The organism is Streptomyces sp. 4N509B (assembly GCF_052245655.1).
Lineage (GTDB): Bacteria > Actinomycetota > Actinomycetes > Streptomycetales > Streptomycetaceae > Streptomyces.
On sequence record NZ_JBQQBZ010000003.1, the window covers coordinates 289307 to 314770 of the forward strand.

Genomic DNA, 25464 nt, shown 5'->3' on the forward strand with positions numbered 1-25464 from the left:
CGGCATGAAACGAAGGATCACGATCGCGGCCGCCGTGCTGGCCGCGCTCTGCACCTTGTCCGCATGTGGTGACGACACGGGCGGCGAGGACGGGTCGAACCCGTCGGCTGGGACCGAGGGCCAGGCTGGTGCGTCCGAGGATGGCTCGGACGGCGACGGGTCGAGCCCGTCGGCAGGGGCCGAGGACGGGACCGAGGACCAGACCGGTGGCGCCGGGGACGGTTCCGGCGACGCCAGTGAGTTGACGGGGGCCACGGTGGTCCCGGCTGATCAGAACGACGTCACTCCCGAGCAGGTCTGCGGGGCGATCCCCGTCGCCGAACTCCCGGTCCCGGTCGACGAACTGAAACCCTTCGACGACCCCTCGCTCGTCCAGTGCATGATCGACCGCGCCGACAACGAGGACATCACCACCTCGGTGAAGTTCTCGGCCGACACCGAGGTCGGTGGTGACGGAACCACCATCGGCGGTCGTGCTGCCAGTGTCCTTGAGGCGCCCGGGATTGGCTGCCTGGTGGCGTTCAGCCGAGGCGACGACTCGATCAGCGTGGAACTGGGGACGGTCGAGTCCGCCGGCGTTGAGGGCATGTGTGACACCGCTCGGGCGATCGCCGAGGCTGTCGCGCCGTACTTCCCGGAGGGCTGAGCCCGACCGCGAGCCGCTGTGCCCTCGGGGGCGACCCGGCGGCCTCCTGGCCTGAGGTCACGCGGTCGGGTTTCGCCAGGTTGGAGGGCTGTGGCCTGGGGAAGCGTGTTCGGGTTGGTGCGTTCTCGCGCACCGCGCGGTGTTGGCTCAGGGTGCCGGGACGGCGTTCATCCGGCGGGTCCGCACGGCGTCGGCCGCGACGGCGGTGCGGATCGCCGAGTACGCCGGCCGGGGCCGTCAGCGGATCGGGAAGCACCCCCGGCTCGGCCCGTACCGAGGCCGAGCCGGGGGTGCTGTTGGAAGGGGCCCGCGAGCGCTGGTCGATCCGTCACAGGGGCTGCTGCCGGGAGGGGTCGAGCCGACGCCGACGGTGGCGGGCACTGGCGCCGAGCCCGGCGAGCCGGTCCTGTTCGACGCTGCGGGGCAGCACTCGCGTGGTGAGCAGAGCCCACGATGACCGCGTTGGTGGGGGTGGTCGTGAGCGGCCTGGCGGGGTGGTGGCGACGGGGTCTCACGGCTGCCGTACGAGGCCCCTCAGGCCGACGGCCCGGCCGTGACGGCTCGCGCTCACACGCCCGGTGGGGGCTGCATCAGCATGCCCGTGCTGGTTCCGGTCACCGAGCCGTCCTCGCCGAAGTACACGCGCGTCTCGTTCAGGCCCATCACGCCGCTGAGGAAGTCCGGCTGGCCGTAGTGCCACACCGGGATGCCGAAACGCTCGAAGTAGGTGGTGGCGAGCAGGCGCATCAACGCCGGGCGGCGGCGGCCGGTGACGACGTTGCCGAGCCAGCTCGCGCCCGCCTCGATCTCGTCGGCCGCGTCCTGCGGGCCGGTCTGCGGTGCGGGAAGCCGCTCGTCGGTGACGACGAAGAACTCGTTGCCCAGCGAGGTGAAGGCGTGGCCCGCCACGCTGGCCGCCGTGCGCGCCAGCGCGACCGCGACCGACTCGCCCGGCGCGTGGTACGCCGTGAGGTCCAGCCGGTCCGCCGCCAGCTCCGGCAGGTCCGGCAGACCCGACCCCGCCCGCGCCCCGCTCGCCCCGTGGGGGACGTCCGCCTCGGCCGCCTCGCGGAACCGGGCGCGGAGGTCGTCGGTGCCCGGCGCCCAGGCGAACCAGCCCTCGCGGAGGTCGTAGGAGCCGAGACGGCGGGCGGCCAGGCCGCCGCCGGGGAAACGGATCTGGCCGGCCGCCTCGTCCCACTCCGGCGCCATGCCCTCGAACGCCAGCTCCTTCGCGGCGTACTCCACCATGGCCCGCGTGCCACGGATCGAGACGGCGATCTCGCGGGCCACCGTCGGTGCCAGCTCCCTGGGGAAGAAGCGGTGGGGCGGCGCGGAGGGCGTCGGGAGGCCCACGAGCTGCTGCTCGGGCGCGGCGTCCGCGCCCGAGGCCGGCGCCCCGCCGTCGGCGCCGGTGACACGGACGGACGCGACCTCGTTCCCGTCGGCCGTCAGCGTCACCGCGACCCGGTCGCCGCAGGCCAGGACACCCGTCACCGCCCCGGCGTCACCCTCCTCGGGCTCGACGCCGTGCCGGGCGAACCAGCCCCGCACCACGGGCAGCGCCGGCCCCGGCAGCGCCGCCGCGCCGGCCCGCAGCGCCCGCGTCAGCCGGTCGGCGCGGGGCGCGGCCACCGGCACGCCCGGGTCGTCGACCAGCACGATCACCGGACCGGAGCCCTGGAACGGGACGAGCGCGACGCCGCGCCCGTCCAGCAGTCCGAGGGCGACGAGCGACAGGCGGTACGCCGCCGCCCTGGGGTCTGCGAAGGGCTTGAGGTCCAGCAGCGGCTCGGCCAGTTCGGGCACGCCCTCGCGTCGGCCCAGCTCGCGCAGCTCCCGCGAGCGGCGGGTGCCGGGCAGCTCGGCGATGTGCTCGTTGCCCCAGGACCAGAGCCACAGCCCGTTCCGCGCGAACGACCCCAGCACCTGCGCCCTGACGGTGACTCCCAGACGCGACAGCGTGCCGGCCTCGGGGTCGAAGCGGGTGGCGGCGCCCGGCGGCAGCAGCGTGCCGAAGAGTTCGAGCTGCTCGGCCGCCCCGGCCAGGCGCGGGCGGGCCAGCGTCAGCAGGCCGTCACTGAAGGAGCCGTCAACGACGTGGGGATTCATGGCTGGTGGTGGTCCCTTGGGGTGTGGTGGCGTGTCAGGTTCGCCGTGACGTTCCCGGTCGCGTTCGCGGTCATGGTCACGGTCACGGTCACCCACGCCGTTACGCCGTCCCGCAGTTCCACCGCCGCGCGGGAGGACAACCGTCACCCGTCCACGCCCCCGCCGCCGTCTGCCGCGTGCGACAAACCCGGCGACGTCGGCGATCCTCCCCGGGATACTGGTCGCCCATGGATGAGGTCACCGTCGTCGTCGCCCACTCCGAGCGCGCGACGCTGCGCGTCGGCGACGTGTTCCTGAAGGTGGACAGCGATCAGGCGCGCCTCGACGTCGAGGTCGAGGCGATGGCCCTGGCGCCGGTCCCGACCCCGGAGGTCCTGTGGCGCAAGCCGCCCGTGCTCGCGATCGCCGCACTCCCGGGGAAGGCGCTCGGCCGCCTCGGCGAGCCGTCGACCGCGTCCCCGGCGGCGTGGGCCGCGGCGGGTGCCGCCATCCGGAAGGTGCACGAGGCGCCGTTGCCGCCCTGGCCCGGCCGGCGCCGACGGGATCCCGACGAGTTGGCGGCGGAACTCGACAACGAGTGCGAGCTGCTGGTGGCGAACGGCGTCCTGCCCGCCGACCTCGTCACCCGCAACCGCCACGTCGCCGAGGCCGCGATCCGGCCGTGGACTCCGGTGTTCGCGCACGGGGACCTACAGATCGATCACGTCTTCGTCGACGGCGACGAGGTCACCGGCATCATCGACTGGTCCGAAGCGAGCCAGGGAGACGCCCTGTTCGACCTCGCCACCCTCACGCTCGGACACGAGGAACACCTGGGCGACGTCCTCGCCGGTTACGGCACCGACGTCGACCTCGACGTGATCCGCGCGTGGTGGTCGGTGCGAAGCCTGCTGGGGGTTCGCTGGCTGGTCGCGCACGGCTTCGACGCGTTCGCGCCGGGCTGTGAGGTCGACGTGCTGAGAGCCCGGATGTGAGGCTGCGCGAGCCCGACGGCCACGAGTGCGGTCACCGCGACGGGGAGCGTCCCGGCACCCGCGTGCACGCGGCGATGCCCGCGCCGGCCGCCGCGTCGGCCGCCGTGCTGTCGGTCCACCTGTGAACGCCCCCCGAGGACGGCCCGGGGACCGCCCCGAGGACCGTCCCCGTGCGCCCTGCCCACGCCCCACCGCCGCACGCCCCGCGTTTGCGCCATAACTCCCCCGCGCGGCGCCGCGCCCCGCTCCCGCCCGGCCCCGTGGCGGTCCGCCCCGGCGTGCGCAAACGCCGGCCGTGCCGCCGTCAACCGGGGCGGATCCCGGGCGAACCCGGGCGAACCCGGGTGGCCGAAGACCGTCAGGCGCGGGTGCGCGTCAGGTCAACTCCGGTGGGGCGAGGGAAGAGACGGGAGGAGACGCGGGCCCGACCGGCGACGGGGTGAGCCAGGGACGGCTGCCGGAGGTGCCACGCGTCTCGCACGCGCCTTCCGTGAGCCGCCTCTACCAGGAGGGAACACCGTCATGTCCCAGAGATCGTCGTCGCGCGCCGGTGCCGTGATCGCCGCCGCCGTCGCCGCGCTGGCCCTGTCCGCCGCCTCGGCCGGGGCCGCGCCCGCCCCCTCGGCCACCGCGTCGGCCGCCACCGTCGCGGCGGAGTCCGAGCTGACGCTGTCGATCGTCCCCGAGAACCCGACGCCCGACAATCCGCGCTCCATCGTCGCCCTCGACTGCGGCCCCGCCGGCGGAAACCACCCCGACCCGGCGTACGCGTGCGAGATCCTGGCCGAGGCCGACGGCGTCTTCGAGGACATCCGCCCCGGCACCGGAGGCTGCCCGGACGTGTGGGAGCCGGTGACGATCACCGCCACGGGCACGTGGCAGGGCCGCGTCGTCGACTACGGCGAGGTCATCACCAACCGCATGTGCGCCGCCCTCGAAACCAACGACGTCTTCGCGTTCTGACGCGCCCCGGCGCCGCCGCGAGCCCGACGCGCCGTGCGCGCGCGGGGAACGCGGGGTGCCTTTCGTACGCGGCTCCCGTGAGTCGCCCGCATCCCGAAGGACACCTCCATGTCCCAGTCCACGTCCACGTCATCGTCCATGTCCACGTCGCGGAGATCCCTGGCGCGCGCGGGCGTCGCGCTCGCCGCCGCCGTCGCGGCACTCGCCCTGCCCGCCACCTCCGCCACGGCCTCGGCCGCCGTCGCGGCGGAGTCCCACCTGACGCTCACGATCCTTCCCGACACCCCGGACATCGGGAATCCCCGCACCACCGTCCTGCTGGAGTGCGGCCCCGCCGGGGGCGACCACCCCGACCCCTTACTCGCCTGTGAGGAGCTGACGGCGGTCGACGGGCGCTTCGAGGACCTCGACCGGCCGGCCTTCTGCACCTCGGAGTGGGATCCGGTGACGATCACCGCCACCGGCACCTGGCAGGGCCGCGAGGTCCACTTCACCGACACCTACACCAACCGCATGTGCGCCGCGAACGCCACCGGCGGCGTCTTCGGCTTCTGACGCCTCCCGGGCCGTCCCCCGGGGTCCCGACCCCCGGGGGACGGTCGGCGCGGCCGGCTCGACACCACCCCGCACCCGACAAAGGTGAGGGATACACGCACCGCCCGCCGCGGCCGTTTGTTTCCCACGATTACGTTTCCCTGACACGCGCGTCCGTGCCCGCCGCGACGTCAGACAGCGATCCCCGCAGGTCACGAGGGATGTCCGCGCCGAGCGCGCCGCGTTCGACGGCGCTCTCACCACGAGACCCGGATCTCAGCAGCCGGACACCCCGTTGAACCGCCGTTCAGTGACGTGTTCGAATTTCAGGCATGAAGAGCCACCGCTCAGTTCGCACGGTGGTGCTGGACCCGTTCTGGCCCAGCCGCCGTGGCGACCACTTCGACGAGATCTGTCACTGAGCCTCCCTCCTCTTCGCGCAGCCGCCGCCCCGCACTCGCGGGCGCTCACCCGGGCTGCCACCCGTGACCCGCGCCTGACCGGCGCCGCCCCGCCCGTGCCGCGCTGACGCGCACCGAGCATCGTTCGGTCGCCGCCTGCCCCGGGCGCACTCCCCCGCCACGCCGACGACGGCCTCGCCCTGCCCCGCCATGCCCGGAACGTCCCGTTCCCTCGCGGGCGGACGAGGCTCCGTCCGCCGTGCCGCCGTGCCGCCGTGACCCGACCGCCCGAAGCATGGAGTCCCCCGATGTCGTGCTGCGCCCCCTCCGCCGAAGGCCACAGCTCCTGCCACGCGTCCACCACGGGCGGTGGCCCGCTGATCAGCACCGTTCCCACCGGTCCGCCCGCGCCGTTCCGACCCGCCGCGACGGCGCGCGTGACCCGGGGGCAGGTGCGGCTGCCCGGCGGCACGTTCGCCATGGGCGACGGCTTCGGCGAGGGCTACGTGGCCGACGGCGAGGGCCCCGTCCACCCGGTGAGCCTCGACCCGTTCCTGATCGACACGACCACGGTCACCAACGCCGCCTTCGCCGCCTTCGTCAAGGACAGCGGGTACGTGACGGAGGCCGAACAGCTCGGCGTCTCGGCGGTGTTCCACCTCTCCGTGCGGGCCGAGCCGTCCGACGTGCTCGGCCGCGCCACGGGAACGCCCTGGTGGCTGGTGGTGCGCGGCGCGTCCTGGCGTCACCCGGCCGGACCGCTCTCCTCCATCGCCGCGCTCCAGAACCACCCGGTGGTCCACGTGACCTGGAACGACGCGCAGGCGTACTGCGCGTGGGCCGGCAAGCGGCTGCCCACCGAGGCCGAGTGGGAGTACGCGGCGCGCGGCGGGCTCGACGGGAGACGTTTCCCGTGGGGCGACGAGCTGACGCCGCGCGGCCGGTGGAACTGCAACATCTGGCAGGGCACCTTCCCCACCCGCAACACGGCGGAGGACGGGCACGAGACGACCGCGCCCGTGAAGTCGTTCCGGCCCAACGGCCACGGCCTGTGGAACACGGTCGGCAACGTCTGGGAGTGGTGCGCCGACACCTTCGCGGCCGACACCTACGCCGCACGCGCCGGCCAGGCCCCCGTGCACGATCCGCGCGGCCCGCTGCACGACCCGAGCCCCACGGCCCGCCGCGTCATGCGCGGCGGCTCGTTCCTGTGCCACGACTCCTACTGCTACCGCTACCGGGTCGCCGCCCGCTCCGGCAACACCGCCGAGTCGGCGGCGGCGAACATCGGCTTCCGCTGCGCCAACGACGCCGGCTGACGCCCCCGGCCCCGGCCCCCTCGTCCCGCATCCCGCGTCGCCCCTCACCCGCGACGCGCCCGCTCCCCACCCTCACCGGAGGAAGGAACCCCCCTGATGAAGAGGACGAAGTCCCAGCAGAGCGCGAGGACCACGAGAACGACGAGGAGGAGATCGGGGCAGCTCGGGCTGCTCGCCCTGCCCGCGATCCTCACGCTCAGCACGCTCAGCGTCCCGGCCCAGGCCAGCCCTCAGGGCACCGAGGCCGGGCCCGCCGGCGCCGCCGAGGCCGCCGGACACCGCGAGCAACGGCCCAACATCGTCTACGTCTTCGCCGACGACTTCGGCTGGTCGAACCTCAGCACCGGACGGACCAACGACGGCAACCCCAGCGACTTCTACGAGACCCCGACGCTGGAACGGATCGCGCGGGAGGGCGTGGCCTTCGACAACGCCTACGCCTCGGTCAACTGCACCCCGACCCGCAACGCCCTGCTCACCGGGCTCTACGCGCCACGCCCCCAGAACAACGTCTACCTCGTCGGCGACCTCAACCGCGGCGGCGACGACACCCTGCTGTACGGACCCGCCCAGGGTCGCGAGGACGGCTCCAACTCCCTCGACCCCGAGGCCGTCACCGTCGGCGAACGCCTCCAGGACGTCGGCTACACCACCGGCTACATCGGCAAGTTCCACGTGACCAGGACGGGCGAGGACGTCACCGCCCTCCACGGCTTCGACGAGAACCTCGGCGGCACCAGCGCCGGCGCCCCCGGCGCCTACCACGCGAGCGACCAGCAGTTCGCCTCCCAGATCGGGCCCGAACTGGACCAGTACGCCGCCGACTACACCAAGGAGTACGTCGACGAGAACATCAGGCCCTACAGCCAGGGCGTCGACCCGGCCGCCCTCGACGCGCTGGTCGGCACGGACAAGCACGTCTCCGACGCCCTCGCCGACGCCACGATCGACTTCATCGACCGCAACAACGAGGACGGCGACGACCCGTTCTTCGCCTTCCTGAGCCCCTACGCCGTGCACACCCCCATCGGCGACCGGCAGGCCCGCGCCGACCTGCTCGCCAAGTACCAGGCGAAGACACCGGGCGCGACGTCCTCGCACGCGTCGTACGGCGCGTTGACCGAGGGCCTGGACCAGAGCGTGGCCCGCGTCGTCCACCACCTGGAGACCACCCCCGACCCGGACAACCCCGGCCACCCCCTCGCCGACAACACCATCGTCGTCTTCACCTCGGACAACGGCGGCGTGGAGCGGTTCACCGACAACGGGCCGCTGCGCGGGCAGAAGGGCGAGCTGCGCGAGGGCGGCATCCGCGTCCCGCTCATCGCCTGGAGCGGCAACCCCGAGCTGGTCGACGGCGACCGCGTCAACCACACCCCGGTCTACGCGACCGACCACCACGCCACCATCGCCTCGCTGGCCGGGGCCCGCGTCCCGGGGCGCCAGCCGCTCGACGGGGTCGACCTCAGCGGCCTGTTCGCCGACCCCGACGCCAGGGTCCGCCGCGACGCCCTCTACTGGCACCTGCCGGGCTACCTCGTCGACGAGCACCGCGACCAGCGCCCGCAGTCGGTGATCCGCTCCGGCCGCTGGAAGCTCAGCTACTCCTATGAGGACGGCTCCTGGGAGCTGTACGACCTGCGGGAGGACGTCGGCGAGACGGACGACCTCGCCGAGGAGCGGCCCGAGCTGGTGCGGGAGTTGGGACGCGACCTGATCCGCTGGCTCGACGAGCTGAACGCGCCCCTCGCCACCCTCCGCGAGGGACGGGCGCCCGTCGAGATCACCGTCTCCGGCACCGCCTACGCCAACGACCGGGCCACCCGCCACCACGGCGACACCCTCGTCATCCAGCCGGGCGAGGAGGTCCCCCTCGTCCTCCAGGCACCGCGCCACCCCTGACGCGGACCCGACCAGGCCCGACCAGGCCCGACCAGGCCCGACCGGACCCGACCGGACCCCACCAGGCCCCGTCCCGGCCGGGCGACACGCCCCCGCCGCCCCCGCCGCGCCTCCCCGCCGTGGGGGCGGCCGGGCCCCACCCACCCATCCAGGCGAGCCGACACTCCCCCTCCCGAAGGAACCACCATGACCAGACCAGCCCCGGCGAGATCCACCCGCCGCGGATTCCTCGGCGCCGCCGCCGGCACGGCGGCCGGCACGGCCGTCGCGGGAGCCGCCCTGGCCCCGCCGGCCGTCGCCTCGTCCCCCGTCTCCTCGCCCGCCTCCGCAGCCGACCGCGACGGCGACCGCCCGAGCGGCGGCCCCCGCCAGCGGCCCACGAACGTCGTCGTCGTCTCCATCGACGACCTCGGCTGGGACGAACTCGGCGCCTACGGCAACACCTTCAACGAGACCCCGCACCTGGACCGCCTGGCCCGCGAGGGCGTCCGCTTCACCAGCGCCTACGCCGCCGCGCCCCTGTGCTCCCCGACCCGCGCCGCGCTCGTGACCGGCCGCTACCCGGCCCGCGGCGGCATCACCGACTTCCTGCGGGGCGAGAACGCGGCCAGCGACACGTTCCTCTCCCCCGACATCCCCACCGTGCCCGACGTGCTCCGCCCCCACGGCTACACCACGGGCCTGATCGGCAAGTGGCACCTCACCGAGACCTACAGCGGGCCCTACGCCGAACGCCCCGGCAACCCGTTCGCCCACGGCTTCGACGAGGTGATCGCCTCCGAGCAGAAGTACATCGCCGACGGCGACTACTTCCACCCGTACTTCTTCATGCCGGACCTCCCGGCCCGCGAGCCCGGCGAGTACCTCACCGACCGCCTGGCGGCCGAGGCCGTCGACTTCCTCACCCGCCACCGCGACGGGCCGTTCTTCCTGCACGTCTCCAACTACGCCGTCCACACCGCCCTCGACGCCAAACCCGAGCTCGTCGCGAAGTACCGGGCGAAGCCCGGCGCCGACACCGCGCCCAACCGCCCGGTGCTGGCCGCCATGCTGGAGAGCGTCGACGCGCAGGTGGGCCGCATCGCCGACACCCTCGCCGCACTCGGCATCGCCCGCGACACGTTGCTCCTGGTGACCTCCGACAACGGCGGCCCGTACCGCGACGCCAACCAGCCGCTGCGCGGCGGCAAGGGCGAGCTCTACGAGGGCGGCATCCGCGTCCCGCTGGTCGCGCACTGGCCGGGCCGCGCCCGCGCCGGCCGGGAGGTGGACACCCCGGTCAGCACCATCGACATCCTGCCCACCGCCCTCGAGCTGGCGGGCGGACGTCCCGACGCCCGTCCCGGCCGCCACCGCTTCGACGGCGTCAGCATCGCACCGCTGCTGACGGGCTCCGGGCCGCTTCGACGCGAGGAGCTGTACTGGGTCTATCCGCACTTCATCGGCGGCACCCGCCCGCACGCGGCCGTGCGCGCCGGGCGGCACAAGCTGGTGCGCCACTTCCGCGACGGCCGCGCCGAGCTGTACGACCTCGACCGCGACCCGGCGGAGACCACCGACCTCTCCGCCCGTGAGCCCGGCCGCGCCCGCGCGTTGCGCGCCCGGCTCGAAGCGCACCTCGCGGAGCTCGACCTCCTCCCCCCGCCGCCCGGCCGCCGCGCGTATCCCGTCGCCGAGCTGGAGGAGACCTTCGACGGCGACCTGACGCGCTGGGAGGTGCTGCCCGTGACCGAGCACGTGGGGGAGGTCGCCGTCGCCGACGGGCGGCTCGCCGTGAGCGCGCGGCAGCTGACCCACCTGGTGTTCCGCTCCGACGTCACGCCCCGCTCCGACGAGGCCGTGGCCGTGCTCACCCCGGGCACCTTCGCCGGGGCCGGCACCCAGGACACCGCGTTCGTCGGCGTCGCGCAGGACGCGGACAACTACCTCCTCCTCCGCTACCACAACGGGCTGCGCCGCGTCGGCTGGGACCTGCGGGTGAACGGCCAGCTGGTCACGGCGGGCGCCGAGCCGCTCCACAACCTCGACGGCACCGTCGACCTCACCGGCCCCAAAGCCCGCTACGCCTTCGTGCTCCGAGGCAGCAGGGCCACCGCCTACGCCGACCAGGGCGGGGGCGGCGGCTGGGAGTTCCTGTTCACCACCGACACCAGGGGCGCGCTCGACCTGAGCGACCCGACGGTCCGCGCCCGCTACCGCTGGGCCACGAGCGTCCGCCTCGACAACGGCACCCTCACCCTCGACGGCCTCACCGCACACCGGGCCTGAGGCGCCGTCCGCGTCCCGGAGACCCCGGGGCGTCCACCTCACACCCTCCAAGGAGTCCCCCATGGCAAGCCGCCGTCACTTCCTCGCAGCGGCCACCTTCGGGCTCGCCGCCCTGCCGGCGCTCCCCGCGCAGTCGGTCGCCGGCACCAGCCTGGCGCCCCACCCGACGGCCGCCTACCCGGCCGCGTCGCGCCCGAGCGTCGTCCCGGCCACGGCCGGCCCCGACGCCGCCGCGGGCGGGCGCCTCCCGAACATCGTCCTGGTCCTCGCCGACGACCTCGGCTACGGGCAGCTGGGGTCCTACGGCCAACAGCTGATCCACACCCCCACGCTGGACCGGCTGGCGGCCGAGGGGCTGCGCTTCACCCAGGCGTACTCCGCCGGACCGGTCTGCGCGCCCTCCCGCGCCTCGCTGCTGACGGGACTGCACAGCGGCCACGCCCGCGTGCGGCAGAACGGCGACCCGCGCGGTGTCGCCCTCGGCGACGACGAGACGACCTTCGCGGAGGTGCTGCGCGCCCGTGGCTACCGGACGGCCTGCTTCGGTAAGTGGGGCTTCGGCCCGCAGCGGGCCGACCAGCCGAGCCACCCCAACTGGCGCGGCTTCGAGGAGTTCTTCGGCTACGTCACCCACCGCCACGCCCACGAGTACTTCCCCGCGTACCTGTGGCACAACGGCGAGCGGGTCGCGCTGCCGGAGAACGCCGACGGCCGGAAGGGCACCTACGCCGTCGACCTGATCGAGGAGCGCGCCACCGCGTTCATAGCCGAGCACGCCGACGAGCCGTTCCTGCTGCTGGTGACCCCGAACGTGCCGCACGCGCCGAGCGACATCCCCGAGACCGGCGAGTACGCCGACCGGCCCTGGTCCGAGGCGAACCGGAAGCACGCGGCCCAGGTGACCCGCCTCGACACGCTCGTCGGCTCCCTCGTCGACGCCCTGGGCCGGCACGGCGTCGAACAGGACACCCTGCTGCTGGTCAGCAGCGACAACGGCCCCCACGAGGAGGGCGGCGTCGACCCGGATCTCTTCGAGGCGGGCGGCCCCTTCCGGGGCTACAAGCGCAACCTCTACGAGGGCGGCGTCCGCGTCCCGCTCATCGCCTGGTGGCCCGGCACCGTCCGGCCCGCCGTCACCGACCGCGTCACCCCGCTCGTCGACGTGCTCCCCACCGTGGCGGAGCTGGCGGGCGCCCCCGCGCCGCGCGACATCGACGGCCTGTCGGCGGCGGCCCTCCTCTCCCCGCGACCCGGCGCGGCCCCCGAGCACGGCCACCTCTACTGGCAGCGCCTCGACGGCCACACGACCTCCCGCGCCAATGCCGTCGACCAGGGCCGCCTCGGCCGGCTCGCCGAGGCCGTGCGGCGGGAGGACTGGAAGGCCGTGCGCTTCGCCCCCGCCAGGGACCGCTCGGCGCCGGACGAGAGCTGGGAGTTCGAGCTCTACGACCTGGCGACCGACCCCGGGGAGACCACGGACGTCCACGCCGAGCACCCGGAGGTGGTGGCCGAGCTGACCGCGTTGCTGCGCGCCTCCTGGGTGGAGACCCACGAGCGCGAGGGCTTCGGCGTCCGCGTCGCGGCGCCCGACCTCGCCCGCCCGGGCGAGCCGTTCACCGTCACCGCCACGTTCACCAACGCCTCGGCCCGGACCTGGGCTGAACCGCGCCTCGGACTCACCGCCCCCGAGGGCTGGCGGGTGCGGCTCGCCGGCCCCGACCGGCGACGCCGGCTCGCGCCGGGCGCGGCGCTGGTGACGCGTTGGCAGGTGACTCCTCCCGCCGACGCGGCGGAGGCGACGACGACGGCCGTGCTGCGCGCCCGGGGGTCGGCCCGCCACCAGGGCGGGCTCGTCCGCTACGAGGCCAGGGCGGCACTCGCCACCGCCACGACGCCCGCGGAGACGGGGGTTGAGGCCGGCGTCGAGCCCGGGGTCGAGGCGGCGGTGGCGTGAACCGCGCGTCTGTGGGCACTCGCCGGTGCGTCGGTACAGGGACGTACCGGCGGAGGTTGACAGCGAGGACGCGACGCGACAAGCCGAGCGACCCGCCAACCCGCAGACAGGAGGTCAGTCATGGAGACGGTCCTGATCATCGCCGTGGCCGTCGTCGTCATCGCCGCCGCTCTCCTCTTCGCCCCGGGCTGGGGCGCCGCGAGGGGCGGTGAACGGCTGAGGCGGCGCTTCGGCTCCGAGTACCACCGTGCCGTGGCCCAGCAGGAAGGCGACACGAAGGCGGCCGAGCGGGAGCTGAGGGAGCGTGTGAGGCGACACGGCTCGCTGAGGGAGCGCCCGTTGTCCCCCGGGGACCGCGAGCTGTACGAGACGCGGTGGGCCGAGATCCACCGGCGGTTCGTCGACTCCCCGCAGGAGGCGACGGCCGAGACCGAGGCCCTGCTGGCGCGTGTGGCGCAGGAGCGGGGCTACCCGGCCGGACCGTTCGAGGAACGGGTGGCCGCGATCTCGGTGCACCACGGGGACCAGGTGCACAGCTACCGCCGCCTCCACGCGGCGGTGACCGAGCGGCCCGACACCGAGGAGCTGCGGCAGTCGATGATCGAGGCGCGGGGCCTGTTCGAGGCGCTGACGGCCGATCGGCCGACCGCGTCCACGGGCGGGCGGGCCCACGTCCCGTGGGCGTCCAGCCGTCGTTTCGCGAAGGGGGGCGGCACGTCGTGAGGCACGAGACCGGAGTGCCGGACCACCCCGAGACGCGCCCGGTGACGGGGGCGGAGACGGACGCGGTGACGGGCGCGGACGCCGCCGCCGAGACGGGCGCGGACGGGCTGCTTCCGCCGGCCGAGCGGGAGCTCGGCGCCAGGAGGCTCGACCAGGCCGTCCAGACGTTCGTCGACAGCCCGCGGCAGGCGATGCTGCTGGCCGACCGCGCCTTCAACGAGGTCACCGAGCAGCTCGCCGCGGCCATCGCCGAGCGCGGGCGCGCCCTGCGCTCGGGCTGGGACGGCGAGGGCCCCCCGACCGGGGAGACGGAGGAGCTCCGCCTCCTCCTGCGCCAGTACCGCGAGACCACGGAGCGGCTGCTCCGGCTCTGACGACCGGCCCGCGCCCGTCGAGGTGCGCGCACGCCCGTGCCCGCCCTCCCTCCCCGGCCGACCGGGCCGGTCGGGCCGGTCGGCGCGCTGGAACACCCGGCCCCGCCCCCTCACCCACATCCCACCCACGCCGAGGGGGCGGGGCCGGGCACCGCGCGCCCCGCGACGGGCCATCCGGGGGAACGCCGGCTGTGCCTGCCGAGCCCGCGTCCGGATCGGTGGATAGGAAGGGTGCGCGACGGTCCCCGTGACCCGTGGGACCGCCGCCGCCCCGACACGCCACCGGACGAGGGACACCCATGACGTTCGACCCCCTTCAGGAGCGCGGCATCGCCCTGGACGCCCAGATCCGCGACTGGCGCGAGCTCGCCGTGGACCCCATCGACCCCGACCGCGCCGACCCGTACACCCGCTGCCGGATCATCACCATGAACGGCATCGAGATGGAGTCGATCTGGTTCAGTCACCACATGGCCAGGCACTGCCCGGACATGGACGTGAAGCGACAGCTGGCGCGGATGCGCGCGGTCGAGTCCCAGCAGCAGAAGGCCGTCAACTGGCTGCTGCCGGGCGTGGCGTCGGTGCTGGAGACGACGATCGCCTACGAGCAGGTGGCCGTGGACCTGACGGCCTGGGTGGCCCGCATGGAGCCCGACCCGTACCTGAAGCAGGCCTACGAGTTCGGCGTCCTGGAGGACTTCGACCACCTGTACCGGTACGCCAACCTCTACGAGATGATCGAGCACCGCAAGGCGGAGGAGATCGTCGACGGCCTCACCGAGGTCATGCCGGGCCGCCCCACCCGCTACCACCACCGCGACCCCGCCGACAACGTGCGCGACCCCTACGACCGCGGCAGGACCGACCCGCTGTCGAAGATGCACGCCCTGACGATCATGTCCGCCGAGCAGCAGACGATGAACTTCTACAACAACGTCGGCCCGCAGTACATGGAGCCGATCGCCCGCCAGCTGTACCAGGAGATCGGGCTCATCGAGGAGGAGCACGTCACCCACTACGAGTCCCTGGTCGACCCGGGCGAGACGTGGTGGGAGCAGCTGGTCAACCACGAGTACAACGAGTGCTACCTCTACTACTCCTTCATGGAGCAGGAGACCGACGCCAGGGTGAGGGCCATCTGGGAGCTGCACCTCAACATGGAGCTGGAGCAGCTGCGCCTGGCCTGCGAGCTGATGCGCCGCCACGAGGACCGCGACCCCACCGAGGTGCTGCCCGAGCGGCTGCCGCAGCCGCTGAAGTTCGAGCCCAACAAGGCGTACGTGCGCGAGCTGCTGGACACCCAGATCGACCTGACCACGCTGGGCGCCGGGTACGTGCGCGAGGCCCACGAGCGCTTCGAGGCCATGCAGGCCCGGCTCAACGGGCAGGCGACCCCGCCCAACGAGCAGGTGATGGAGCGGCACCAGGAGATGTTCGGCCGCGAGTACCGGCTGGAGACCGAGGGCGAGCACCCGGTGGCCTCACTGCGCTCCCGCGACTGACCGCCCATGCCCATGCCCATGCCCATGCCCATGCCCGTCCCCGCAACCCGCCCGCCCGCAACCCGCCCGCCCGCTCCGGGAAGGACACCATGACACAGGACGCACGCAGCGACTTCGGCGGCGACCAGGACGACGTCGTGGCGCTGCTGATGCGCCAGCACGGCGACATCCGCAACCTCTTCGACGCCGTGGAACGCGCCGCCGCCGGCGAGGAGCGACGGGAACGCTTCCGCGAGCTGGTCCGGCTGCTCGCCATCCACGAGACGGCCGAGGAGGAGGTCGTGCACCCCGCGGTGCGGCGGCTCTTCGACGGGGCCGAGGAGGTCGTCGCCGAGCGGCTGCGCGAGGAGCGCTCCGCCAAGGAGCGGCTCGTCGAGCTCGACGACATGGACCCGGACGACACGGCGTTCCTGCCGGCCCTGAAGCTGCTGCGGCGCGAGGTGACGGAGCACGCGCGGGCCGAGGAGCGCTACGAGTTCGCAGCGCTGCGCCGCTACGCCGAGCCCGACCGGCTCGCCACCATGGCCAGGGCCGTCAGGACCGCCGAGGCCACCGCCCCGACCCGCCCCCACCCCGGGGTCGAGTCCGCCGCCGCCAACATCGCGGTCGGCCCGGTCGCCGCCGTCGTCGACCGCACCCGGGACGCCGTGCAGCGCGTCCTGCACGGCCGGAAGGACTGAGCCACGCCAGCGGCGGCCGAACCCCCACGTCCGGCCGCCGCCGCCTCCCCCGGACGGGAGAAACGCCCGGTCGGGACCGTGCGCTTCGCACGGCGGGTCGGTGACAGCGGTGACTGTCGCGGCGCTCACCCCACGTGACAGCCTCGTGGCGATGGACAAGAGACACGAGGTCTTCTGCCTCGCAGACCCGTACTTCTACGACGCCCCCGACCGGCTGGACCGGCGGCCGGCGGCGGCCGTGACCGTGGCCGTGGCCGACGATGGCCTCGGGCCGTACGCGGCCGGGCGGACCGTGCCGCCGGGCTGGCGCGGCGCGCGGAACGGGGACTGGCTGCACCTCCAGCCGGTGGACGGCCGGATGCCGCCGCAGGGCTGGAAGATCCACGTGTCGGCCTGCCTGGACAACGCCGAGCGGATCGCCGGCGTGGTGTGGGACTACTGCGTTCCCCGCGGCCTGCCCTTCAAGTTCGTGCCCGGCCCCCACCTGCTCTACCTGCGGAACTCCAAGTACGCCCGCCGGGAAAACAGCGGGAAGTTCGCCACCCTCTACCCGGCGGACGAGCGGGAGTTACACACCGTCCTCACCGAGTTGGGCGCGCTGCTGGCGGGCGAGCCGGGGCCGTACATCCTCACCGACCTGCGCTGGCACGACGGGCCGCTGTTCGTCCGGTGGGGCGCGTTCGTCCCCCGCCACTGCGACGACGGCTCCGGCACCCTGGTCTCCGCCGTCGAGGACCCGAGCGGGCGGCTGGTGCCCGACCGCAGGGACCCCGTGTTCAGCCACCCGGAATGGGTGACGCTGCCGGACTTCCTGGCGCCCCACCTGGCGGCCCGCAACGGCACCACGGTCGGCGAGCTGCCCTACCGCATCGAGGAGGCCCTCCACTTCTCCAACGGCGGCGGCGTCTACGGCGGCACGGACGTGCGCACCGGCGAGCGGGTGGTGCTGAAGGAGGCCAGGCCGCACGCCGGCCTGGCGGCGGACGGCGCCGACGCGGTCACGCGGCTGGAGCGGGAGAAGGCCGCGCTCGACCGGCTGGCCGGGCTGGACGTCGCCCCGGCGGTGCACGACTGGTTCACCCTGGGCGACCACCGCTTCCTCGTGATGAGCCGACTGCCCGGCCGCACCCTCAACGCGTTCTTCGCCGAACGGCACCCGCTGCTGTCGACCGCGCCCGACCCGGCCGCGGTCGCCGACTACACCCGGTGGGCGCTGGCCGTCCACGCGGCCGTCGAGGAGGCGGTGGCCAGGCTCCACGGGCGCGGCCTGGTCTTCAACGACCTGCACATGTTCAACATCATGGTCGCGCCGGACGAGCGCTCCGTGGCGCTGCTGGACTTCGAGGCCGCCGTGCACGTCGGCGGCGAGGGGGAGGGCGGAGGGGAGGGCGAGGGGAACGACGGCGTCGACGCGGCGTCCGTGCGGCAGATCGTCGCCCACCCCGGGTTCGTCGCGCCGCCGGACCGGACCGGCTTCGGCATCGACCGGTACGCCCTGGCCTGCCTGCGGCTCGCGCTGTTCATCCCGATGACCACGCTGCTGGCGATCGACCGGAGCAAGGCGGCCCACCTGGCCCGGGTGGCGCGCGCGGAGTTCCCCGAGCTGCCGGCCGCGTTCCTCGACGAGGCGGTCGCCGAGATCGAGGGCGGCGACACGCCCACCGCGACGGCCCCGGCCCCGGCTTCGACGACGGCGGCCACGGCCCCGGCCCCGAGCACGACCGCGGCCCCCGGCGGCCGGGTGTCGTGCGGCGACTGGCCGCGCGCCCGCGACGCCATGGTCCGCGCCATCCTGGCCTCGGCCACCCCCGACCGCGAGGACCGCCTCTTCCCCGGCGACATCGCCCAGTTCGCCACGGGCGGCGGCCTCGGCCTGGCCCACGGCGCCGCCGGGGTGCTGTGGGCCCTGGCGGAGACCGGCGCCGCCCGGTACCCGGAGGGCGAACGGTGGCTGCTGCGCCACGCGACGGCGCCCGCCGAGGGCGCCCCGCTCGGGCTGTACGACGGCCTGCTCGGCGCCGCCCTCGCGCTGCACCGCCTCGGCCACCCCCAGGCGGCGCTCGACGTGACCGCCCAGGTGCTGCGCGAGCGCTGGGAGCGCCTGCCCGCCCACCTGTTCGGCGGCCTGGCCGGCGTGGGCCTCGCGCTCGACGAGCTGGCCGCCGCCACCGGCGAGTCCACCCTCGACGCGCAGGCCGCGCACGCCACGGAGCTCGTCGCGAAGCGGCTCGCCGGACCGCCCACCCCAGCCGGACGCCGCTGCGCCGGGCTGCTCTACGGCGCCGCCGGGGCGGCCCTGCTGTTCCTGCGGCGGTTCGAACGCACCGGCGAGCGGCGGCTGCTCCGGCTGGCCGACGAGGCGCTGCGGCGCGACCTCGACCACTGCGTCGTCAACCGCGAGGGCAGCCTGCTGGTCGACGAGGTGTCCCGCACGATGCCCTACCTCGGCGAGGGCAGCGTCGGCATCGCCGCCGTGCTCGACGACTACCTGGCCCACGACCCGGCCAACGCGTCGTTCGCGCGGGCCCGCGCCCGGATCCTCCCGGCCGCCCGCCTGCGGTACTACGCTCAGCCCGGCCTGTTCCAGGGGCGGGCCGGCATGGTGTGGCACCTGGCCCGCACCACGACCCCCGGGGCCACGCCCGCCGAGCTCGCCGCCCAGGTCGAGGCGATGGACTGGTACGCCATGGCGTTCGGCGGCGGCCTCGCGTTCCCGGGCGACCAGATGATGCGGCTGTCGATGGACCTCGCCACCGGAACGGCCGGCTGCCTGCTGGCCCTGGGCGCCGCCCGGCACCGCGCCGGCGACGGCGACGGCGACCGGCCCGCGCAGCTGCCGTTCCTCGCCCCTCCCCCGCCGCCGTCGAGGCGGCCCAAGGACCGGCCCTCGCCCGAGGGCCGCGGCAAGAACCCGCGTCCGGCCATGACGCCGGAGGCGGCGACTCCGTGAGTTCCCGCGATCAGGAAGGAGACGACCATGACCCTGCTGGACCTGCAGGCCCTGGAGACGACGGAGACCACCGGCGGAGGCGGCGGCGACACGAGCAGCGCCAGCCTGCTGCTCTGCGACAAGCACAGCTCGCACAGCACGCTGATCTGTCTCTGATCCCCGGCTCCACGGCTGGACCGTGGTAGGTCGAACGGCCCCCGGGCATATCCCGCCCGGGGGCCGTTCCCCGTCCCCGTGACACCGTCGGGAGACCCGCGCATGACACACCGGCACCGGTACCCGAGGGGACGGATCGCCGTCCTCACCCTGCTCACCACCGCCCAGGCCCTCGCCGCGCTGCTGCTGCCCGCCGCCCTGGGCACCACCGTCGACCTGCTGCTGTCGGGGGAGCGCGAGGCGCGGTCCGCCACCGCGTGGAGCCTCGTGTGCTGCGGCCTGATCGGCGCCGAGGTCGTCCTCGCCGCCGTCGAGGCCGTGGTGCGCGGCGGCACCGACGCCCACACGACGGCCCGGCTGCGGACCCGCCTGGTGGCGCGCGTGCTGGCCGTCGGCCCCGCGCGCGCCGGCGTCTTCCCGCCCGGCGACCTGGTGACCCGGGGCACCGGCGTCGCCGCCCAGGCGGGCACGGTGCCCACCGCCCTGGCCGACACCGCGGGCACCGTGCTGGTGCCGCTCGGTGGCGCCGTCGCGCTGCTGCTCATCGACCCCAGGCTGGGGCTGGTCTTCCTGGCGGCGCTGCCGCTGATGGCCGTCCTGCTGCGCGCGTTCACCCGTTCCACGGCCGGCAGCGTCGCCGCGTACCAGCGTCTCCAGGCCGACATCGCGAGCCGTCTGGTGGAGGCCGTGACCGGCGCCCGGACGATCGCCGCCGCCGGCACCGAGGCCGAGGAGCGGGCCCGGGTGACGGCCCCGCTGGGCGCGTTGGGCGAGCAGGGGCGCCGGATGTGGCGGATCCACGCGCGGGCCACGGCGCAGGCGGCGACCCTGCTGCCGCTGGCGCAGCTGGCGGTCGTCGCCACGGGCGGGCTGCTGCTGGGCGCCGGGGAGCTGACCGTGGGTGGCCTGCTGGCCGCCGCCCGGTACGCGGTGCTCGCCGGCCAGGTCGGCGCGTTCGTCGGCTCCCTCAACCGGCTGGTGCGGGGCCGCGTCGCCACCCGCCGGCTGGACGAGGTGCTGGCCCTGCCGCCGGTGCGCCACGGCGCCCGCGCGCTGCCGGCGGACGGCCGGGGGCGGCTGGAGTTCCGCGGCGTGACCGCCCGGCGCGGCGACCGGGCGGTGCTGCGCGACGTCGACCTCGTGGTGCCCGGCGGCGGCACGCTCGCGGTGGTGGGCCGCTCGGGCGCGGGCAAGTCCGTGCTGGCGGCGCTCGCCGGCCGGCTCGCCGACCCGGACGCCGGCGAGATACGGCTGGACGGGGTGCCGCTCACCGAGTTGGACCGGGCCACGCTGCGCCGCGAGGTGGGCTACGCGTTCGAGCGGCCGGCGCTGCTGGGCGGCACCCTCGGCGAGGCCATCGCCCTCGGCGCCCGCCGGCCGACGCCGGACCGGGTGGCGGCGGCGGCCCGTGCCGCCAGCGCCGACGGCTTCATCCGCACGCTGCCCGACGGCTACGACACCCGCTGCGACGCCGCCCCGCTCTCCGGCGGCGAGCTGCAACGCGTCGGACTGGCACGGGCGTTCGCCCACGGTGGGCGGCTGCTGGTCCTCGACGACGCCACCTCCAGCCTGGACACCGTCACCGAGCTGCGGGTCGGGCGGGCGCTGCTGGCGGAGGGCCGGGCGCGCACCCGGCTGGTCGTCGCGCACCGGCCCGCGACGGCGGCCCGCGCCGACCTCGTGGCCTGGCTCGACGAGGGCCGGATCCGGGCCGTCGGGACGCACCGCGAGCTGTGGCGGCGGGCGGACTACCGCGCGGCCTGGGCGGAAGGGGCGGAAGGGGCGGAGGGGAAGGAAGGGGCGGAGGGGGCCACGGACGACGCGGGCGGCGGCCCGGACGACGGCCCGGACGACGGCCCGGAGGGCCACGGCGCCACGGCGGCCACCGAGGGAGACGCCCGATGAGACACCTGACACGCCGCCTGACACGCCGTCCGGCAGCGGGTGGCGGCACCCGGCCCGGCGGCGGGCCGGTCGCCTCGGGCCTGCGCTTCCTGCGACGACACCGCCGCGCGGTGGCCGCCGTGGCCGGCTGGTCCGTCCTGGCGGCCGGCCAGACGTTCCTCCTGGGCTACGGCATCGCCCGTTCCCTCGACGACGGCTTCCTGGCCGGCCGCACGGCGGCGGGCCTCACCTGGCTGGCGGTCGCCGCGTGCGGCGTTCTCGCCGGGGCGCTGGCCGCCCGGGGCGTCCACCGCGCGGTGGGCGGGCTGGTCGAGCCGCTGCGGGACGTCCTGGTGCGGGACGTCGTCGGTCGCGGGCTCCGCCGCGCGGTCGAGGGCGGCGCCTCGCGGGCCGTGCCCGACGGCACCGCCGTGGTGTCGAGGCTGACGCACCAGGTCGAGATCGCCCGCGACAGCTTCGCCGGCCTGGTGCTCGTGGCGCAGACCTTTGCCGTCTCCGCCACGGGCGCGCTCGTCGGCCTGCTGTGGCTCGCCCCCGGCCTGCTGCTGCTCGTGCTGCCGCCGCTGCTGCTGGGCCTGGCCGTCTTCGCCTGGTCGCTGCGCCCGCTGGCGGCGCGGCAGCGGGCGGTGCTGGTGGCCGACGAGGAGCTGGCCGCCAGGCTCGGCGAGAGCGTGTCGGGCCTGCGGGACGTCGTCGCCTGCGGCGCGGAGGAACGCGTCGCGGCCACGCTCGCCGAACGGATCGACACCGAGGCGCGCGCCGCCCGCGCGCTGGCCCGGTGGGCCGTGACGAGGACGGCGGCGGTCGCGATCGGCGGCCACCTGCCGGTGGTGCTGCTGCTGTTCCTCGCGCCGTGGCTGCTGGACGGCGGGCTCAGCGCGGGCGGGCTGGTCGGCGCCCTGACCTACCTCACGCAGGCGCTGCTGCCGGCGATGCGGAGCCTGGTCGACGGCTTCGGCGGCGCGGGCGCCCGGCTCGTGGTCGTGATTGACCGCCTCCGTCAGGACCCCGCGCCGACGCCGACGCCCGTGCCCGCGCCCGTGCCCGCGCCCGTTCCGGACGCCCCGTCACCCGGCCCCGACCCCGCCCCGCGTCGTCCCGCCGTGCCAGGGCCGGCGGGGCCCGGAGGGCCGGGCGGTCCGGGCGGTCCGGGAGGCGTCGGCGGGATCGCGTTCCACGAGGTCACCTTCGCCTACGGCGACCGGGCCGACCCGGTGCTGCGCCGGCTGAGCCTCACCGTCCCGGCCGGCGGCCACTGCGCCGTGGTGGGGCCCAGCGGGGCCGGCAAGTCGACCCTCGCCGGCCTGGCCGCCGGGCTCCTCACGCCCGCCGCCGGGCAGCTGTGGCTGTGCGGCGAGCCGGTCGCCGGCCGGTCCGCGCGCGAGCTGTCCGGGCTGCGCACGCTGATCCCGCAGGAGGCGTACGTCTTCGCCGGCAGCGTCGCGGACAACCTCCGCTACCTGTGTCCCGGGCCGGTGTCCGAGGACGCGCTGCGGCAGGCCGCCGCGGCCGTCGGCGCCGAGGCGCTGCTGGAACGCCTCGGCGGCCCCGACGCCCCACTCGACCCGGCCACGCTGTCCGCCGGGGAACGCCAGCTGCTCGCCCTCACCCGGGCCTACCTGGCGCCCGCGCCGGTCGTGCTGCTGGACGAGGCGACCTGTCACCTCGACCCGGCGGCGGAGCGCCGGGCGGAGGTGGCCTTCGCCCGGCGCCCCGGCACGACGCTGCTGGTCGTCGCGCACCGGGTGAGCTCGGCGCAGCGCGCCGGGCTGGTGCTGGTGCTGGACGGCGCGGGGACGGTCCACGGCCGCCCCCGGGAGGTGCTGGCCCGCTCTCCGCTCTACCGCGAGCTGCTGCGCGGCTGGTCACACCCAGCCGGCGCCGCGGGAGATGCGGATGGCGTCCACGCGGTTGCGGGCGCCCGTCTTGCGGGTGATGGCGGCCAGGTAGTTGCGGACCGTGCCCCGGGCGAGCCGGAGCCGTTCGGCGATCTCGGCGACCGGCGCTCCGTCGGCCGCGAGTGACAGCACGCTCAGCTCCCTCCGCGTGAGCGGCATCTCGGCCGCCTGGAGGAAGTCGTAGGCGAGGGCGTCGTCCACGAAGCGCTCGCCGCCGGCCACGCGTCGTATCGCGGTCAGCAGCCGCTCGGGCGGAGCGTCCTTGGAGACGTAGCCCAGGGCCCTGGCGTCGTAGGCCTCGCGTAAGAGCCCGGGCCTGCCCCGCTCGGCCAGCACGAGCAGTTCCGCGCGGGCCGAGGCCTCCTGGCAGACCAGCTGGGCCGCCAGCGGCAGCGGCACGGCGCCGCAGCCGTCCGTGTCGGCGATCCAGACGTCCGCCTGGCGGCGGCGCGCGTGCTTCTCGGCCTCCTCCCACGACGCCGTCGTCACGTCGATGTCCTCGGCCCCGCCGACCAGGGACGCCAGGGCCGAACGCAGCAGGCAGGCGTCGTGTACGAGCAGTATCCGGATCACGGGGGTTCCTCTCTCGGAACTCACAGGCACTTGGGGCGGCCCCCGAACCCCACAGCGTCGCGCGCACCGTGCGGCGCGGACAGCACGAGGACGCGGTCGCGGCATCACGGGGCACGCGTCAGGGAGATGGCGCGTCCGCCCCACACCGCGTCGGACCGTGGCACGGGGCGGCTCCCGGGCCGGCGCCCGCGCCGCGTGCCGGCGCGACGCCCGACGCCGTGGCCGACGCGTCACGCGCGGAGCGAGGGGGAGGGCGGGGAGGGCGGCCGGACGGCCGCCACCGTGCTCCTCGTCGCGTCCGGCCATCGTCTCCTCGTCCCATGTCGTCGCTCGCGGCCGACGCACCGCGTCGGGCCGCGTCATCGCGTTCGCTGTGTGCCCCCGAACTCCACTCTGTATGCGCCCAATCCACCGAGCGTCATATGCCTGTGTGGGCTCCAGGCCGCGATGATCACTGATGCGCCACCTCGTCTCCCGAACCCTCACGCGCGCGACACCGGTGCATAAGCCCTGGCCAGAGCATCACGACCGCCCCGGCGGGGGCGGCACGGGCAGCGCGGTGGCGCCCCTGTCCGGGGCCGCCGAGCCGTGGGACGGGTCAGGGCGCATCGGGGCACGGCGGCGGCAGAGCGGGCGCCCGTGCCCCCTCAGAACAACCCCTCACCCACCCGTGCGCCGGTCTCCCTCCAGCACCCGGTGTCGTACGGGTCACACCGCCCGTCGGGCGCGGGTGCGGACGCGGACGCGGGCGCGGTGGACGCCGCGGCCTCCGTAGCGGGCCCGGGCCGGAGGCAGCTCCTAGGATCGGCGGCATGGCGACACGACTCGTGCAGATCAACATGAAGGCCCGGGACGACTCCGCGCTCGGCCGGTTCTGGGCCGAGGCACTCGGCTGGGGTGTCGACAGCGAGGCACCCGGCGTGACCAACCTCGAACCCGTGGGTTTCTCCTACCCCGACCCCGTGGCCGTCTGCATCGACATCATCGCCCGCCCCGAGCCCAAGACGGTCAAGAACCGCGTGCACGTCGACCTGGCCACCACCTCGACCGCCCATCAGACGGAGCTGGTCGCGCGTCTGAAGGCTCTCGGCGCGACACCCGCCGACGTGGGGCAGGGCGAGGTCCCCTGGACGGTCCTGGCCGACCCGGAGGGCAACGAGTTCTGCGTCCTGGAGCCCCGCCCGATCTACCGGGACACCGGACCGATCGCCGCGGTCGTGGTCGACTGCGCCGACCCGCGGGAGATGGCCCGCTTCTGGGGCGAGGCGATGGACTGGACGGTGCACGAGGTCACCGACGGGCACGCGTCCCTGCGCTCCGCCCAAGGCGTCGGCCCCTACCTGGAGTTCGTCCGCACCCCGGACACCAAGAGCGTGTGGAACCGCGTCCACCTCGACGTCCGCCCCTACCCCGGTGACGACATGGCCGCGGAGGCGGCCCGACTGCGCGCCCTGGGCGCCACCGACCCCGACTTCGACCGGTCCGCGATCCACTGGACGGTCCTGGCCGACCCGGAGGGCAACGAGTTCTGCCTCCTCACCCCTCGCTGACCGGAGCACCGGGGCTCCCGTCGCGACGCGGGAGGCCCCGGGGTCCCGGCCCCGGGGTCCCGGCCCCGGGGCCGAGGTCC

General features: G+C 75.3%; 19 protein-coding genes and 1 pseudogene. 18 read left to right on the plus strand and 2 right to left on the minus strand.

The genetic code is table 11. The features are described from left to right. Positions 1-34 precede the first annotated feature (34 nt). On the plus strand, positions 35-646 hold the full coding sequence (locus ACTWP5_RS05630; protein ID WP_443219607.1) for a hypothetical protein: 612 nt from the start codon (positions 35-37) through the stop codon (positions 644-646). A gap of 567 nt (positions 647-1213) precedes the next feature. On the opposite strand, the gene ACTWP5_RS05635 is transcribed toward ACTWP5_RS05630, so the two are convergent. Continuing rightward, positions 1214-2758, minus strand: a complete 1545-nt coding sequence (locus ACTWP5_RS05635; protein ID WP_443219608.1) for a DUF6882 domain-containing protein — start codon at positions 2756-2758, stop codon at positions 1214-1216. 227 nt (positions 2759-2985) lie between these two features. On the opposite strand from ACTWP5_RS05635, the gene ACTWP5_RS05640 reads away from it, so the two are divergent. The 16 genes and pseudogenes from ACTWP5_RS05640 to ACTWP5_RS05715 form a co-directional block, all read left to right on the plus strand. Further along, positions 2986-3732: a phosphotransferase family protein gene (locus ACTWP5_RS05640; protein ID WP_443219609.1), complete on the plus strand. Its 747-nt coding sequence runs from the start codon at positions 2986-2988 to the stop codon at positions 3730-3732. Further along, the gene (locus tag ACTWP5_RS05645; RefSeq protein WP_443219610.1) at positions 3729-3857 is read left to right on the plus strand and encodes a hypothetical protein; all 129 of its coding nucleotides are present in this window, start codon (positions 3729-3731) and stop codon (positions 3855-3857) included. The genes ACTWP5_RS05640 and ACTWP5_RS05645 overlap by 4 nt, the downstream gene beginning before the upstream one ends. Before the next feature lie 397 nt (positions 3858-4254). Continuing rightward, positions 4255-4695 carry an SSI family serine proteinase inhibitor gene (locus ACTWP5_RS05650; RefSeq protein ID WP_443219611.1) on the plus strand — a complete coding sequence of 147 codons (441 nt, stop codon included), beginning with the start codon at positions 4255-4257 and terminating at the stop codon, positions 4693-4695. Between the two features lie 108 nt (positions 4696-4803). After that, entirely contained in the window at positions 4804-5250 is a 447-nt protein-coding gene (locus tag ACTWP5_RS05655) for an SSI family serine proteinase inhibitor (protein WP_443219612.1), read from the plus strand. Positions 5251-5938: 688 nt separating this feature from the next. Beyond that, positions 5939-6949 (plus strand): formylglycine-generating enzyme family protein, encoded by a 1011-nt coding sequence (locus tag ACTWP5_RS05660; protein ID WP_443219613.1) that lies wholly within the window; start codon positions 5939-5941, stop codon positions 6947-6949. A 96-nt stretch (positions 6950-7045) separates the two neighbouring features. Continuing rightward, positions 7046-8851, plus strand: a complete 1806-nt coding sequence (locus ACTWP5_RS05665; protein WP_443219614.1) for a sulfatase — start codon at positions 7046-7048, stop codon at positions 8849-8851. Positions 8852-9037: 186 nt separating this feature from the next. Beyond that, positions 9038-11119 carry a sulfatase gene (locus ACTWP5_RS05670; RefSeq protein ID WP_443219615.1) on the plus strand — a complete coding sequence of 694 codons (2082 nt, stop codon included), beginning with the start codon at positions 9038-9040 and terminating at the stop codon, positions 11117-11119. 61 nt (positions 11120-11180) lie between these two features. Further along, positions 11181-13073 carry a sulfatase-like hydrolase/transferase gene (locus tag ACTWP5_RS05675; RefSeq protein WP_443219616.1) on the plus strand — a complete coding sequence of 631 codons (1893 nt, stop codon included), beginning with the start codon at positions 11181-11183 and terminating at the stop codon, positions 13071-13073. A gap of 120 nt (positions 13074-13193) precedes the next feature. Continuing rightward, positions 13194-13796, plus strand: coding sequence for a hypothetical protein (locus ACTWP5_RS05680; protein ID WP_443219617.1), 603 nt, complete (start codon positions 13194-13196; stop codon positions 13794-13796). Next, positions 13793-14170 carry a hypothetical protein gene (locus ACTWP5_RS05685; RefSeq protein WP_443219618.1) on the plus strand — a complete coding sequence of 126 codons (378 nt, stop codon included), beginning with the start codon at positions 13793-13795 and terminating at the stop codon, positions 14168-14170. The genes ACTWP5_RS05680 and ACTWP5_RS05685 overlap by 4 nt, the downstream gene beginning before the upstream one ends. A 299-nt stretch (positions 14171-14469) precedes the next feature. Continuing rightward, positions 14470-15672 (plus strand): hypothetical protein, encoded by a 1203-nt coding sequence (locus ACTWP5_RS05690; protein WP_443219619.1) that lies wholly within the window; start codon positions 14470-14472, stop codon positions 15670-15672. Between the two features lie 89 nt (positions 15673-15761). Further along, positions 15762-16352 (plus strand): hemerythrin domain-containing protein, encoded by a 591-nt coding sequence (locus ACTWP5_RS05695; RefSeq protein WP_443219620.1) that lies wholly within the window; start codon positions 15762-15764, stop codon positions 16350-16352. Positions 16353-16503: 151 nt separating this feature from the next. Beyond that, entirely contained in the window at positions 16504-19302 is a 2799-nt protein-coding gene (gene lanKC, locus ACTWP5_RS05700) for a class III lanthionine synthetase LanKC (RefSeq protein ID WP_443219621.1), read from the plus strand. 27 nt (positions 19303-19329) lie between these two features. After that, a complete protein-coding gene (locus ACTWP5_RS05705) occupies positions 19330-19458 on the plus strand; it encodes a SapB/AmfS family lanthipeptide (protein ID WP_443219622.1) in 129 nt (42 codons plus the stop codon). Between the two features lie 102 nt (positions 19459-19560). After that, positions 19561-21363, plus strand: a complete 1803-nt coding sequence (locus ACTWP5_RS05710; RefSeq protein ID WP_443219623.1) for an ABC transporter ATP-binding protein — start codon at positions 19561-19563, stop codon at positions 21361-21363. Beyond that, positions 21360-23009: pseudogene (locus ACTWP5_RS05715) on the plus strand (ATP-binding cassette domain-containing protein); the annotation flags it as partial. The gene ACTWP5_RS05710 and the pseudogene ACTWP5_RS05715, both read left to right, overlap by 4 nt. 219 nt (positions 23010-23228) lie before the next feature. Here ACTWP5_RS05715 and ACTWP5_RS05720 read toward each other — a convergent pair. Next, positions 23229-23834, minus strand: a complete 606-nt coding sequence (locus tag ACTWP5_RS05720; protein WP_443219624.1) for a LuxR C-terminal-related transcriptional regulator — start codon at positions 23832-23834, stop codon at positions 23229-23231. 812 nt (positions 23835-24646) lie between these two features. Here ACTWP5_RS05720 and ACTWP5_RS05725 point away from each other — a divergent pair. After that, positions 24647-25384 carry a VOC family protein gene (locus ACTWP5_RS05725; protein WP_443219625.1) on the plus strand — a complete coding sequence of 246 codons (738 nt, stop codon included), beginning with the start codon at positions 24647-24649 and terminating at the stop codon, positions 25382-25384. Positions 25385-25464: the final 80 nt, after the last annotated feature.

Excerpts from the sequence above, each read along its gene's own strand:
- ACTWP5_RS05635 (WP_443219608.1), bottom strand. The coding sequence starts at position 2,758 with ATGAATCCCCACGTCGTTGACGGCTCCTTCAGTGACGGCCTGCTGACG.
- ACTWP5_RS05640 (WP_443219609.1), top strand. The coding sequence starts at position 2,986 with ATGGATGAGGTCACCGTCGTCGTCGCCCACTCCGAGCGCGCGACGCTG.
- ACTWP5_RS05650 (WP_443219611.1), top strand. The coding sequence starts at position 4,255 with ATGTCCCAGAGATCGTCGTCGCGCGCCGGTGCCGTGATCGCCGCCGCC.
- ACTWP5_RS05655 (WP_443219612.1), top strand. The coding sequence starts at position 4,804 with ATGTCCCAGTCCACGTCCACGTCATCGTCCATGTCCACGTCGCGGAGA.
- ACTWP5_RS05660 (WP_443219613.1), top strand. The coding sequence starts at position 5,939 with ATGTCGTGCTGCGCCCCCTCCGCCGAAGGCCACAGCTCCTGCCACGCG.
- ACTWP5_RS05665 (WP_443219614.1), top strand. The coding sequence starts at position 7,046 with ATGAAGAGGACGAAGTCCCAGCAGAGCGCGAGGACCACGAGAACGACG.
- ACTWP5_RS05670 (WP_443219615.1), top strand. The coding sequence starts at position 9,038 with ATGACCAGACCAGCCCCGGCGAGATCCACCCGCCGCGGATTCCTCGGC.
- ACTWP5_RS05675 (WP_443219616.1), top strand. The coding sequence starts at position 11,181 with ATGGCAAGCCGCCGTCACTTCCTCGCAGCGGCCACCTTCGGGCTCGCC.
- ACTWP5_RS05680 (WP_443219617.1), top strand. The coding sequence starts at position 13,194 with ATGGAGACGGTCCTGATCATCGCCGTGGCCGTCGTCGTCATCGCCGCC.
- ACTWP5_RS05690 (WP_443219619.1), top strand. The coding sequence starts at position 14,470 with ATGACGTTCGACCCCCTTCAGGAGCGCGGCATCGCCCTGGACGCCCAG.
- ACTWP5_RS05695 (WP_443219620.1), top strand. The coding sequence starts at position 15,762 with ATGACACAGGACGCACGCAGCGACTTCGGCGGCGACCAGGACGACGTC.
- lanKC (WP_443219621.1), top strand. The coding sequence starts at position 16,504 with ATGGACAAGAGACACGAGGTCTTCTGCCTCGCAGACCCGTACTTCTAC.
- ACTWP5_RS05705 (WP_443219622.1), top strand. The coding sequence starts at position 19,330 with ATGACCCTGCTGGACCTGCAGGCCCTGGAGACGACGGAGACCACCGGC.
- ACTWP5_RS05710 (WP_443219623.1), top strand. The coding sequence starts at position 19,561 with ATGACACACCGGCACCGGTACCCGAGGGGACGGATCGCCGTCCTCACC.
- ACTWP5_RS05725 (WP_443219625.1), top strand. The coding sequence starts at position 24,647 with ATGGCGACACGACTCGTGCAGATCAACATGAAGGCCCGGGACGACTCC.